The 12,233-nt window shown below is 44.0% G+C and carries 11 protein-coding genes and 9 tRNA genes; 6 read left to right on the top strand and 14 right to left on the bottom strand.

What is annotated here, in order from left to right:
* Window positions 1-6: 6 nt before the first annotated feature.
* The 14 genes from L3V36_RS12920 to lolB form a co-directional block, all read right to left on the bottom strand.
* Window positions 7-91: transfer RNA gene (locus L3V36_RS12920), tRNA-Leu, on the bottom strand.
* Between the two features lie 76 nt (window positions 92-167).
* A tRNA-Met gene (locus L3V36_RS12915) sits at window positions 168-244 on the bottom strand.
* Between the two features lie 51 nt (window positions 245-295).
* A tRNA-Leu gene (locus L3V36_RS12910) sits at window positions 296-380 on the bottom strand.
* Between the two features lie 87 nt (window positions 381-467).
* Window positions 468-542, bottom strand: a tRNA-Gln gene (locus L3V36_RS12905).
* A 29-nt stretch (window positions 543-571) separates the two neighbouring features.
* Window positions 572-656 (bottom strand) — tRNA-Leu (locus tag L3V36_RS12900).
* 94 nt (window positions 657-750) lie between these two features.
* Window positions 751-827: transfer RNA gene (locus L3V36_RS12895), tRNA-Met, on the bottom strand.
* 77 nt (window positions 828-904) lie between these two features.
* Window positions 905-979: transfer RNA gene (locus tag L3V36_RS12890), tRNA-Gln, on the bottom strand.
* Between the two features lie 29 nt (window positions 980-1,008).
* Window positions 1,009-1,093 (bottom strand) — tRNA-Leu (locus L3V36_RS12885).
* Between the two features lie 68 nt (window positions 1,094-1,161).
* Window positions 1,162-1,238, bottom strand: a tRNA-Met gene (locus L3V36_RS12880).
* A gap of 280 nt (window positions 1,239-1,518) precedes the next feature.
* Entirely contained in the window at window positions 1,519-2,610 is a 1,092-nt protein-coding gene (gene ychF, locus L3V36_RS12875; RefSeq protein WP_026012356.1) for a redox-regulated ATPase YchF, read from the bottom strand.
* Between the two features lie 10 nt (window positions 2,611-2,620).
* Window positions 2,621-3,211 (bottom strand): aminoacyl-tRNA hydrolase, encoded by a 591-nt coding sequence (gene pth / locus L3V36_RS12870; protein ID WP_010439162.1) that lies wholly within the window; start codon window positions 3,209-3,211, stop codon window positions 2,621-2,623.
* Between the two features lie 224 nt (window positions 3,212-3,435).
* Entirely contained in the window at window positions 3,436-4,380 is a 945-nt protein-coding gene (locus L3V36_RS12865) for a ribose-phosphate pyrophosphokinase (RefSeq protein WP_012603389.1), read from the bottom strand.
* 27 nt (window positions 4,381-4,407) lie between these two features.
* A complete protein-coding gene (gene ispE / locus L3V36_RS12860; RefSeq protein ID WP_198594789.1) occupies window positions 4,408-5,283 on the bottom strand; it encodes a 4-(cytidine 5'-diphospho)-2-C-methyl-D-erythritol kinase in 876 nt (291 codons plus the stop codon).
* On the bottom strand, window positions 5,280-5,948 hold the full coding sequence (gene lolB / locus L3V36_RS12855; RefSeq protein ID WP_102447583.1) for a lipoprotein insertase outer membrane protein LolB: 669 nt from the start codon (window positions 5,946-5,948) through the stop codon (window positions 5,280-5,282). The genes ispE and lolB overlap by 4 nt, the downstream gene beginning before the upstream one ends.
* A 160-nt stretch (window positions 5,949-6,108) precedes the next feature.
* Here lolB and hemA point away from each other — a divergent pair, with 160 nt between their 5' ends.
* The 6 genes from hemA (at window position 6,109) to kdsA (ending at window position 11,669) form a co-directional block, all read left to right on the top strand.
* Complete coding sequence (gene hemA / locus L3V36_RS12850) at window positions 6,109-7,368, top strand: glutamyl-tRNA reductase (RefSeq protein WP_017095765.1); 1,260 nt, start codon at window positions 6,109-6,111, stop codon at window positions 7,366-7,368.
* Between the two features lie 28 nt (window positions 7,369-7,396).
* Entirely contained in the window at window positions 7,397-8,485 is a 1,089-nt protein-coding gene (prfA, locus tag L3V36_RS12845; protein WP_004736236.1) for a peptide chain release factor 1, read from the top strand.
* A gap of 5 nt (window positions 8,486-8,490) precedes the next feature.
* Window positions 8,491-9,363, top strand: a complete 873-nt coding sequence (gene prmC / locus L3V36_RS12840; RefSeq protein ID WP_017089053.1) for a peptide chain release factor N(5)-glutamine methyltransferase — start codon at window positions 8,491-8,493, stop codon at window positions 9,361-9,363.
* Between the two features lie 208 nt (window positions 9,364-9,571).
* Entirely contained in the window at window positions 9,572-9,955 is a 384-nt protein-coding gene (locus L3V36_RS12835) for a SirB2 family protein (protein WP_004736238.1), read from the top strand.
* 27 nt (window positions 9,956-9,982) lie between these two features.
* A complete protein-coding gene (locus tag L3V36_RS12830) occupies window positions 9,983-10,792 on the top strand; it encodes a SirB1 family protein (protein ID WP_017084479.1) in 810 nt (269 codons plus the stop codon).
* Between the two features lie 22 nt (window positions 10,793-10,814).
* Window positions 10,815-11,669 carry a 3-deoxy-8-phosphooctulonate synthase gene (gene kdsA / locus L3V36_RS12825; RefSeq protein ID WP_175400146.1) on the top strand — a complete coding sequence of 285 codons (855 nt, stop codon included), beginning with the start codon at window positions 10,815-10,817 and terminating at the stop codon, window positions 11,667-11,669.
* The last annotated feature ends 564 nt before the right edge of the window (window positions 11,670-12,233 follow it).

Genomic DNA, 12,233 nt, shown 5'->3' with positions numbered 1-12,233 from the left:
AAATAATGGTGCGGTCGGAGAGACTTGAACTCTCACACCTCTCGGCGCCAGAACCTAAATCTGGTGCGTCTACCAATTCCGCCACGACCGCAGCAAATCTTTATAGTTATATCGACATTGGTGATTCAATACAACGTTGTTTGTTTTCTTCTTTCATAAAGAAAGAATGGTGGCTACTGCGGGATTCGAACCTGCGACCCCATCATTATGAGTGATGTGCTCTAACCAACTGAGCTAAGTAGCCAATAATGAATTTTTTGTATTCACTATTTTATCTCTAATTAAAGAGAAATAATGGTGCGGTCGGAGAGACTTGAACTCTCACACCTCTCGGCGCCAGAACCTAAATCTGGTGCGTCTACCAATTCCGCCACGACCGCAGCAAAGCTTTCCTCTCAACTAAGCAAAGAGCCTAGCGAAGAGTATATAGTTAAGAAGACTTATGGTTTGTCTAAGTAACGTTGTAATGGCTGGGCTACCTGGATTCGAACCAGGGAATGCTGGCATCAAAAGCCAGTGCCTTACCGCTTGGCGATAGCCCAACAGGATATCAATTAAGATATCTAAATAATGGTGCGGTCGGAGAGACTTGAACTCTCACACCTCTCGGCGCCAGAACCTAAATCTGGTGCGTCTACCAATTCCGCCACGACCGCAGCAAAGCTTTTACTCTAGCGAAGAGTATAGTTAAGAAGACTTATGGTTTGTCTAAGTAACGTTGTTTGTACTTTTTCTTTCATAAAGAAAGAATGGTGGCTACTGCGGGATTCGAACCTGCGACCCCATCATTATGAGTGATGTGCTCTAACCAACTGAGCTAAGTAGCCATCTGAGAGCGAAGTAATATAATATAATCTCGCTTCCAATGCCATTATCTTTTTAAAGATAATTACACTTTAAATTGTGGCTGGGCTACCTGGATTCGAACCAGGGAATGCTGGCATCAAAAGCCAGTGCCTTACCGCTTGGCGATAGCCCAACAATGATATCAATTAAGACATCTCAATATGGTGCGGTCGGAGAGACTTGAACTCTCACACCTCTCGGCGCCAGAACCTAAATCTGGTGCGTCTACCAATTCCGCCACGACCGCTTTACTTTCCTAAAAACTCTTTGTTGTTAAGAGACAGATGTTTAATAACAAACAGAGTGCTTAGGAAATGGTGGCTACTGCGGGATTCGAACCTGCGACCCCATCATTATGAGTGATGTGCTCTAACCAACTGAGCTAAGTAGCCATTTCCAAATTGTTGCTCATTTCGAGACGTTGCCGCTTCGTTGTGAACGGGGCGCATTATGCGGAGTTGAGCGAAACCCGTCAACTTTTTTTTTGAATAAATCGCGAATAAACATCTGTTCGGTTTCTTTTTAGGCAAAGAGGTGTATTTGTCGACAAAAAACAGGTCTAAAAGGCGATATATATAGGAAGTTAAGTTTTGGATGTGGGGCTATTTCTAAAGGGGCAAAACAAAAAGGCCAGTGAATTCACTGGCCTTTTTTCTAGATGTTTAATCAGAATTATACGTTGAAGCGGAAGTGAACTACGTCACCATCTTTAACGATGTATTCTTTGCCTTCAAGACGCCATTTACCTGCATCTTTTGCTCCGCTTTCACCGCCAAACTCGATGAAATGTTCGTAGCCAACTACTTCTGCACGGATGAAACCTTTCTCGAAGTCGGTGTGGATCTTACCAGCTGCTTGCGGCGCTGTTGCACCGATAGGAATAGTCCAAGCACGAACTTCTTTAACACCTGCAGTAAAGTAAGTTTGAAGAGTCAATAGCTCGTAACCAGAGCGGATCACTCGGTTAAGGCCTGGTTCTTCGATGCCCATGTCAGCTAGGAACTCTTCACGATCTTCATCGTCAAGCTCAGAAAGTTCAGATTCGATTGCAGCACACACAGCAACAACAACGTTGTTCTCTTTTTCTGCATATTCGCGAACGGCGTCTAGGTAAGGGTTGTTTTCAAAACCATCTTCAGCAACGTTTGCAATGTACATTGTTGGCTTAAGCGTTAGGAAGTTAAGGTAGTCGATTGCTGCTACTTCTTCTTTGCCAAGTTCAACAGTACGAGCCATACCACCTTCAGTCAGGATAGGTAGAAGCTTTTCAAGAACTGTAGTTTCAAATTTAGCGTCTTTATCTCCGCCTTTTGCTTTTTTAGCATTACGGAAGATTGCACGTTCACAGCTATCTAGATCGGCAAGAGCAAGCTCAAGGTTGATCACTTCGATATCTTCGATTGGAGATACTTTACCTGAAACGTGAACGATGTTTTCGTTTTCAAAGCAGCGTACAACGTGACCGATAGCATCAGTTTCGCGGATGTTAGCTAGGAATTTGTTACCTAGACCTTCACCTTTAGATGCGCCAGCAACTAGGCCTGCGATATCTACGAATTCCATTGTCGTTGGAAGGATCTTCTGTGGATTAACAATTTTTGCTAATGCATCTAAGCGTAGATCTGGAACCGGAACGATACCTGTGTTTGGTTCGATTGTACAAAATGGAAAGTTTGCTGCTTCGATGCCTGCTTTAGTCAGTGCGTTAAACAGAGTTGACTTACCAACGTTTGGTAGACCAACGATGCCACATTTAAAACCCATGATATAAACCTTATTCTGCTTTGAACGTATGTAAGCGATTTTGTGCTTTTGGTAGGCCATCTTTTAATAAGATGTCTAGGCTACGAACCGATTCGTCAACGACAGCCTCGATACACTCTTGCTCTTTCGCAGGAGCTTTGCCTAATACATAACCTGCAACTTTATCTTTGTGTCCTGGATGGCCAATGCCTAACCTAAGACGATAGAATTCTTTATTGTTACCCTGCTTGCTGATGATGTCTTTCAGACCATTATGTCCACCATGACCACCACCTTTTTTAAACTTTCCAATACCTGGAGGAAGATCTAACTCATCGTGAGCGACCATGATCTCTTCTGGTTTAATTTGGTAGAACTTTGCTAAGGCAGCAACAGCTTTGCCTGACAAGTTCATAAAAGTCGTTGGGATCAGCAAGCGAAGATCTTCACCATGAACCATGATACGACCCGTTAGGCCAAAGAACTTTGGTTCGTTCTTTAGTGTCACGTTATGTACACGCGCTAATTCTTCAACTACCCAAGCACCCGCATTGTGGCGAGTTTTGGCGTATTCTGGACCTGGATTAGCCAGTCCAACGAGAAGTTTTATTTGTTGGCTCAAGGTATGGATCTCTCTTGGGATTTCAAAAAGCGCCGTATGATATCACAGTTTATGAAAAAGGTGCGAGCTAGCTGATAGCAACACGATGATTCCTGACTGTGGTGAATTGCGGCTTAATATTGGTTAGACATAAAAAAAGCACTTCATTCAATGAAGTGCTTAATGTGTCTCTCTCACGAGTTTCTAAAACAAAGCTTTTCTACAACAAAGCTATAGAGCTTTGATTAGTTAAACATCGCTGAGATTGATTCTTCGTTGCTGATGCGGCGAATTGCTTCAGCAAGCATGCGAGAAAGGCTTAGCTCAGTCACTTTGCCTGTCGCAGCCATCTCTGGAGAAAGCTTGATTGAATCTGTAACAATAACTTGGTCTAGAACTGAGTTACGGATGTTTTCTGCAGCAGTACCAGAGAATACAGCGTGAGTTGCGTAAGCGAATACACGCTTAGCACCGCGCTCTTTAAGCGCTTCAGCTGCTTTACACAGTGTGCCACCAGTATCGATCATGTCATCAACGATAACACAGTCACGGCCTTCAACATCACCGATTAGGTTCATTACTTCAGAAACGTTAGCACGTGGACGACGCTTATCAACGATAGCGATGTCAACATCACCTAGCGCTTTAGCGGTTGCACGAGCACGTACAACACCACCAAGGTCTGGAGAAACCACTACTGGGTTTTCTAGGCCACGGTTAGCCATGTCTTCTAGAAGAACTGGAGTGCCGAAGATGTTATCAACAGGTACATCGAAGAAGCCTTGGATTTGCTCTGCGTGTAGGTCGATAGTAAGAACGCGGTCAACACCAACGTTAGAAAGGAAATCTGCAACAACTTTTGCAGTAATAGGCACACGAGCAGAACGTACACGACGATCTTGACGGGCATAACCGAAGTAAGGGATTACAGCAGTAATACGGCCAGCAGAAGCACGGCGCATTGCGTCAATCATTACCACCAATTCCATAAGGTTGTCATTGGTTGGTGCACAAGTTGATTGAATCAGGAATACATCGCTACCACGAACGTTTTCATTGATTTGAACAGCGACTTCGCCATCAGAAAAACGGTCTACAGTAGCATCGCCAAGAGAGATGTATAGACGATCAGCAATACGTTGGGCTAGTTCAGGTGTTGCGTTACCAGCAAATAGCTTCATATCAGGCACGGTGGAAACCTCGGGTTGCGTCCAGTTTTAAATAGATTGTGGGTGGGCTGATTGGTATTCAGCCAAAGTTTCTTTCAAAGGCGAAATGTTTCGTCCTCTCGCGACAAACGCGGAAACTGTGTCAGGCAGTTGCTCTAGCACCGATTCGGCTTCTTTTTTGCTGCTAAATTCAGCAAAAACGCATGAACCCGTACCAGTCAATCTCGACGGCGCGTATTGTAGCAGCCATGAAAGTTGCTTATCAACCTCTGGGTACAGCATTCGCACAATTTTTTCGCAATCGTTTACGTATTCTTGCTCTAGAAGCGTTGCTAGTGCTCGCTTCGGCGTATTTCGAGTTAATTCTGAATGTGTGAATATGTCTACAGTTGCTATGCTCACTTGAGGTTTGACAACGAGATACCATTTTTCATCCGGATTAGCGGGCTGTAGCTGTTCTCCAACCCCTTCGGCAAAGGCGGCGTGGCCTCGAACGAAGACCGGAACGTCAGCACCAAGCTGCAAACCGATTTCGGCAAGTTGATCATCAGAGAGGTTGAGTTGCCATAAATAATTAAGCGCGACCAGCACGGTTGCTGCATTTGAAGAGCCCCCACCAATGCCACCTCCCATTGGTAACACTTTCTTGAGTTCAATATCCGCACCGAAAGAGGTCGATGTATATTGTTGGAGGGCAGTTGCGGCTTTCCAAATCAGGTTATCTTCTGTCGCAACGCCTGGAATTTCAGGGGTTATTGTGATCGCACTGGTTTCTTGATTTGCACTAACTGTTAGCTCATCGCCAAATTCGACAAACTGAAATAAGGTCTGAAGTTCGTGATAACCATTATTACGTTGACCAGTGATATAAAGAAATAAATTCAGTTTAGCCGGAGAAGGCCAGTGGGTTGGCGTTGTTATCATTTTTTCAGTGTCCACTTCGAAACTACAATGTTGATTTTGTTCTCGTCTTGCTTGAATGACAATCGAGTAGGGAGTGGGATTGTCTCTACCTTAGTGTTGTCTTCACTAGAGTTCTTGTTGTCTTCACCAGATAATAGTGTACTCGGCATCCCTGTATTTCGATAGTTATCAAAATTCAGTGTCCATAGTTGGTTGCTAACTTGTTTGGTGAGAGATTCAAGCGTGTTGGTGGTGTTCAATTGGTAGCTATCGGCTTGGTCTGGAATGCCAAGGAACCATTGTGGTAGATGGTCAATGGGAATCTGTAATCCAGTAAGTTGTTCCACAAGAACGGAAGCACTTGCATGAGTAAAAACTTGGTCATCATAAGTGACTACCTTGGCACCCGATGGGTCAATGGTGAGGTTCAAGGCGGTTTGACCAAGGAAAGTGGTCAGTCTTAATTGACTCTGATTTGGGGAATGCTTCCAAATGAAATTTAGGCTTTGGCGTTGCTCTGGAGAAATGTAAGCGAGCTTGCCTGAGGCTTGATAGTTTTCTATCTGTAAAAGCCGATCTTGGTGACTTTGCCACTCGACGCTGGTCGGTTGTTCTGGGATAGAAGAGCAACCCACCATAATTATGGTTATAAAAATAAGAGACGTGATTTTACGAAGCTTGCTCATATTTGCTCACAACTTGTTCAAATTTATCTAAAAAACGTCTCAACTATAGCATTGAATTCACGAAGTCAGGAAAACAAATCCCGCTTGCTCTTTAAATAGAGCCATGCATCAAGTAAAATTCGCCCCTTGTTTCCATTCCCTGATCGAGAACTTCTGATACATGTCTTTGCTTGCCGTAGGTATCAATCACAATACAGCGTCGGTTGAATTGCGAGAAAAAGTCGCTTTTGGTCCAGATAAATTATCTGAGGCACTCAAGCAACTTAACGCAAATGCACACGTAAATGGAAGTGTCATACTTTCTACCTGTAATCGAACTGAAGTGTATTGTGACGTCAAAGGCGTGGCAAAAAACAAGCTCATCGATTGGTTGTCAGTTTTCCATCAAGTTAGCCCTGAAGAGCTAAAACCCAGCATTTATGTCCATGAAGAGCAGGCCGCGATTAAACATTTAATGCGCGTAGCTTGTGGTTTGGACTCCTTGGTATTGGGTGAGCCGCAGATCTTAGGTCAGGTGAAGCAAGCTTATACGGACTCGCGAGAGAACAAATCTGTTGATGCTTCAATGGAAAAACTGTTCCAGAAATCATTTTCTGTCGCCAAGCGTGTTCGAACTGAAACTGAAATTGGTGGCAGTGCTGTTTCTGTGGCCTACGCAGCCTGTACGCTAGCTAAACACATCTTTGAGTCGATTGCTGATTCAACCGTGTTATTGGTTGGTGCGGGTGAGACGATTGAATTGGTGGCTAAACACCTTTCTGCGAATGGCTGCACTAAGATGATAGTGGCTAACCGAACTCGTGAACGTGCTTTAGGGCTAGCTGAAGAGTTTGGTGCTGAAGTGATCAGCCTGAATGAGATTCCTGACCATTTGCATAGAGCGGATATCGTGATCAGCTCAACTGCAAGCCCGCTGCCTATTATTGGTAAGGGCATGGTAGAGACCGCACTTAAGACAAGAAAACATCAACCTATGTTGTTGGTTGATATTGCAGTTCCTCGTGATGTGGAATCTCAGGTCGGCGATCTGAATGATGCTTACCTATATTCCGTTGACGATTTGCAGTCGATCGTTGATGGCAATATTGAACAACGAAAAGTAGAAGCGATTCAAGCTGAAGCAATAGTTAGTGAAGAAAGCGCCGCGTTCATGAGTTGGATGCGTTCACTGCAAGCGGTAGACAGTATTCGTGATTACCGTAAATCGGCCAATGAAATCCGAGAAGATTTATTAAGTAAGAGTTTACAATCACTTGCCGCAGGCGGTGACCCTGAGAAAGTCTTACTTGAGCTAAGTAATAAGCTCACAAACAAATTGATCCATGCTCCAACGCGTGCACTTCAAAGTGCAGCTGAGCAAGGAGAACCTGCAAAATTAATGGTCATTAGACAGAGTTTGGGCTTAGAAAACCCTCAATAATATTCGACCTCCAACAGAATAAGACATTATGAAAGCCTCGATTCTAATAAAGCTTGAAACACTTGTTGAACGCTATGAAGAAGTTCAACATCTACTTGGTGATCCCGGTGTACTTGGGAATCAAGACAAATTCCGTGCCTTGTCAAAAGAGTATTCTCAATTAGAAGAGGTGACGGGGTGCTTCAAATCATACCAGCAAGCTCAAGAAGATTTAGAAGCTGCTGAAGAGATGGCAAATGAAGACGACGCAGAAATGCGCGAAATGGCTCAAGAAGAGATCAAAGATGCGAAAGCGAACATTGAACGTCTGACTGATGAGCTGCAAATTCTTCTGATTCCAAAAGATCCAAACGATGAGCGTAACTGTTTCTTAGAGATTCGTGCCGGTGCTGGTGGTGATGAAGCGGGTATTTTTGCGGGTAACCTTTTCCGCATGTACTCTAGATTTGCCGAGAAAAAAGGTTGGCGCGTTGAGGTGATGAGCAGCAATGTTTCAGAGCAGGGCGGCTTTAAAGAGATGATCGCTAAAATCAGTGGCGACGCTGTTTACGGCACAATGAAGTTCGAGTCTGGCGGTCACCGTGTACAACGTGTACCTGAGACTGAGTCTCAAGGTCGTGTTCATACATCAGCATGTACTGTTGCGGTTATGCCTGAGATCCCAGAAGCTGATCTACCAGAAATTAAAGCGGGCGATCTTAAGATTGATACTTTCCGTGCATCTGGCGCGGGTGGTCAGCACGTTAACACCACGGATTCAGCAATCCGTATTACTCACTTGCCAACCGGTACCGTAGTAGAGTGTCAAGACGAGCGTTCTCAGCATAAAAACAAAGCGAAAGCGATGGCTGTTCTTGCGGCTCGTATCGTTCAAGCTGAAGAAGAGCGTCGTGCTGCTGCGATTTCAGATACACGTCGTAACCTATTAGGTTCTGGTGACCGTAGTGACCGTATTCGCACGTACAACTACCCTCAAGGTCGTGTTTCTGATCACCGCATCAACTTAACTATCTACCGCCTGAACGAAGTTCTGGAAGGTGATATGCAAAGCCTGCTTGATCCTGTTCTACAAGAGCACCAAGCCGATCAACTAGCAGCACTTGCTGAGCACAACTAATTACTATGCAGTCAGCATATACGGTTGAAAGTGCTTTAAAGTCAGCAATCGTACAGCTTCAAGAGGGCGATAACACATCGCCCTCGATTGATGCTGCGGTACTGCTTTGTCATGCTTTAGATAAACCTAGATCTTACCTACTGACTTGGCCTGAGAAGCATCTCACTTCAGAACAGGAATCCGAATTCCATACCCTTCTAAAACGTCGCTTAACCGGTGAGCCTGTGGCTTATATTGTTGGTGAACGTGAGTTTTGGTCGCTGCCGTTAAAAGTTTCTCCTTCTACTTTAATCCCGCGCCCGGATACCGAGCGTTTGGTTGAAGTCGCTTTGGATAAAACCTACGGCAAACAAGGTGCGATTCTAGATTTAGGCACGGGCACAGGTGCTATCGCGTTAGCATTGGCGTCTGAGATGCCGAATCGACCAGTGACGGGTATTGATCTTCGCCCTGAAGCGCAGCAACTTGCTACAGAAAACGCTCAGCGATTAAATATCACTAACGCCACTTTTTTACATGGCAGTTGGTTTGAGCCTTTGAACTCGGTGAATTCTGAAAAAGAAGCTGTGAAGTTCTCGTTGATTGTCTCGAACCCACCTTACATTGAGAAGAATGACCCTCATTTATCTCAAGGTGATGTGCGTTTTGAACCGATCACAGCGTTAGTTGCTGAAGAGAAAGGTTTAGCTGATATTCGATACATCTCTGAAAACGCACGCGGTTTTTTAGAAAACGAAGGCTGGCTAGCATTTGAACACGGCTATGACCAAGGCTTGGCGGTACGTGAGATAATGCAGCAACTGGGCTACTTGGATGTGGTTACAGAAAAAGATTACGGTGGTAATGACCGAGTGACATTGGGTCGTTACTGTTCATAGATAGTGGTTGCTCATAGGCTGCTGTTAATCATCTTGTGAGCAATAGATGATGAACTTGCTAAATTGATACCTTTAACTCGACAATACACTTAACTCGATAATGCATTTAACGCGGAAATACAGAGAATTAACGCAGAAATACAGGGCATTAACGGGTATTGTTTGGCTCGTGTTAACGAAAGCACATATAAAAATATAAAGGAATACCATGTACGAAGGTTTAAAACATTTTCACCTACTAACGATTGCTATCAGCGCGCTACTTCTTTCGATTCGTTTCGCTCTGATGATGGTTAACTCACCAAAGCTTAAGCATCCTTTCTTGCAGCGTTTCCCTCATATCAATGACTCGTTGCTGCTGCTATCGGGTATTGGTTTGATTTTTATCACTGGCTTTATTCCATTTACACCAGCAGCGCCATGGTTAACCGAAAAACTAACTTGTGTTATGGCTTACATCGCACTGGGCTTCTTTGCACTTAAGTTGGGTAAAAACAAGCTATTGAGAGTTTTCTCTTTCTTTGGTGCGCTTGGCTGGTTAGCGATGGCAGGCAAAATTGCAATGACTAAGACACCAACATTTTTCGGTTAATTATCTCCTTATTTCGGTTAGTTACGTATGTACGAATTTTTTGATGAAGACTTTGACCAGCTAGAGTTAGCTGAAGGTGCATTGATCTTAAATAAAGCGATTAACCCAGAAACTCAAGACAGCTGGGCTGAGCAAGAACTGGCGAGATTGTTAAAAGACGCTGAGTTTGCTTTGGTTAATGAAACCGACGAGCAACAGAAGTTTGAATCTTTTATTCGACTATTCTTTTATGAGTGGGGCTTCGCAGGCGATAAAGACGCTTACTTCTCATCGGAAAACGCGTTTATCGATAAAGTGCTCGAGAGAAAGAAAGGCATCCCTGTCAGTCTTGGGGCAATCTTCCTTTTTCTTGGTCGCAAGCTAGGCTTCCCTGTAGAGGGTGTCTCTTTTCCGACTCAGTTTCTGCTTAAAGTGAGTTGGTACGGGCAAGCAGCCGTCTATATTAATCCTTACAACGGTGAGTATGTTGGCGTGCAAACTTTACGAGCTTGGTTAATCGGACATGATGGCCCACTCGCTAAGGTGAAAGCGGAGCACTTAGAGGTTGCCGACCACCCAACGATTATTGGTAAGTGGCTAGCGTTGCTTAAGAGTGCATTACTGCGAGAAGAGCGTTATACGCTTGCATTGAAGTGTACCGATCTTGCGTTAACGTTTGTGCCGGATGATCCGTACGAAATCCGTGACCGTGGCTTTATTTATCAGCAGCTAGACTGTCATCAAGTTGCAGCAACGGATTATCAATACTTTATCGACCAATGCCCAGATGACCCTGCATCTGAGTTACTGAAATCTCAAGTGAACGTCATGAACGAAAAGACAGTGGTTGTTCACTAATTAATAATTATTTAGAGAGAATATGATGGAACAGAAAACAGTTCACATTGGTGATATGCCAATTGCTAACGACAAGCCATTTACGCTATTTGCAGGCATGAACGTTCTTGAATCTCGCGATCTAGCAATGCAGATCTGTGAGCATTACGTGAAAGTCACAGAGAAGTTGGGCATCCCTTACGTATTTAAGGCGTCTTTCGATAAAGCAAACCGCAGCTCAGTTCACTCATACCGTGGTCCAGGTATGGAAGAAGGTCTTAAAATCTTCCAAGAACTGAAAGATACCTTTGGCGTGAAAATTATTACGGATATCCACACAGAAGCACAAGCTCAGCCTGTTGCAGATGTGGTTGATGTAATCCAGCTTCCAGCGTTTCTTGCTCGTCAAACTGACCTTGTTGAAGCGATGGCTAAGACTGGCGCTGTAATCAACGTGAAGAAGCCTCAGTTCATGAGCCCAGATCAAGTGGGTAATATCGTTGATAAGTTTGCTGAGTGTGGCAACGACAACATCATTCTTTGTGAACGTGGTTCTTGCATGGGTTATGACAACTTAGTTGTTGATATGCTTGGTTTCGGTGTAATGAAAAAATCATCAAACGGCAGCCCAATCATCTTTGATGTGACTCACGCGCTTCAAATGCGTGATCCATCAGGTGCAGCCTCTGGCGGTCGTCGTGAGCAAACCGTTGAACTTGCTAAAGCGGGTATTGCGACGGGTATTGCGGGTCTGTTTCTGGAGGCTCACCCTAACCCTGATCAAGCACGCTGTGATGGCCCATCGGCGCTACCTCTAGATAAACTAGAGCCGTTCTTGAAGCAGATGAAAGCACTTGATGACCTTATCAAAGGCTTCGACCACATCGATATCAAATAGCTTTGTCTGATGCTAAATAACTAGCATTAAATCGCTAATGTTAGTGAGTTTAAGTGGTTATTTAACAGCATAAGATAAACGCCCAACTCTTAGAGTTGGGCGTTTTTTTTTAACTGGACATCCGTTCAGTTCACTGAAGCCTCGGCCTATTTTGACGATGACCAAGTTGTTTTTCGATGACTAAGTTGTTTTGACTATGACTAAGCTATTTTTCGATGACTAAGCTGTGTAGTCGTTAGCTAACCAGTTTTTCAAAGTACTAATCAACGGCAGATGATTAAATCTTTGTTAACAGAACCTCTGATTCCCTAAGAAAGTGGTATAGGTGTGTGAGTTCTGTCCTGTTTATAGTAAATTACTGATGTTCATCACACTTTATAAGTAAACGATTGCCTGTGATGCAGGGGAAGTTTGAGTGTAATCTCATAATTTTGTTACACTTAACTGCCGATCTATGCGTGACCAATTCGACATAAATATGAAATCGTCGTGTTACATCTAGAATGTTAATTTAAGATTAGTCATGTTGAAGTCTTATTGTTCGAACTCCAGGAAAGGGGTCGC

This window comes from Vibrio sp. G-C-1, from assembly GCF_021728015.1.
GTDB lineage: Bacteria > Pseudomonadota > Gammaproteobacteria > Enterobacterales > Vibrionaceae > Vibrio > Vibrio splendidus.
The sequence above is the reverse complement of the archived record's forward strand: the minus strand, read 5'-3'. Positions and strand labels throughout refer to the sequence as shown.

Bases quoted from the DNA above. Each gene is read 5' to 3' on its own strand.
- ychF (WP_026012356.1), bottom strand. From the start codon at position 2,610: ATGGGTTTTAAATGTGGCATCGTTGGTCTACCAAACGTTGGTAAGTCA.
- ispE (WP_198594789.1), bottom strand. From the start codon at position 5,283: ATGATAACAACGCCAACCCACTGGCCTTCTCCGGCTAAACTGAATTTA.
- lolB (WP_102447583.1), bottom strand. From the start codon at position 5,948: ATGAGCAAGCTTCGTAAAATCACGTCTCTTATTTTTATAACCATAATT.
- hemA (WP_017095765.1), top strand. From the start codon at position 6,109: ATGTCTTTGCTTGCCGTAGGTATCAATCACAATACAGCGTCGGTTGAA.
- prfA (WP_004736236.1), top strand. From the start codon at position 7,397: ATGAAAGCCTCGATTCTAATAAAGCTTGAAACACTTGTTGAACGCTAT.
- prmC (WP_017089053.1), top strand. From the start codon at position 8,491: ATGCAGTCAGCATATACGGTTGAAAGTGCTTTAAAGTCAGCAATCGTA.
- L3V36_RS12835 (WP_004736238.1), top strand. From the start codon at position 9,572: ATGTACGAAGGTTTAAAACATTTTCACCTACTAACGATTGCTATCAGC.
- L3V36_RS12830 (WP_017084479.1), top strand. From the start codon at position 9,983: ATGTACGAATTTTTTGATGAAGACTTTGACCAGCTAGAGTTAGCTGAA.
- kdsA (WP_175400146.1), top strand. From the start codon at position 10,815: ATGATGGAACAGAAAACAGTTCACATTGGTGATATGCCAATTGCTAAC.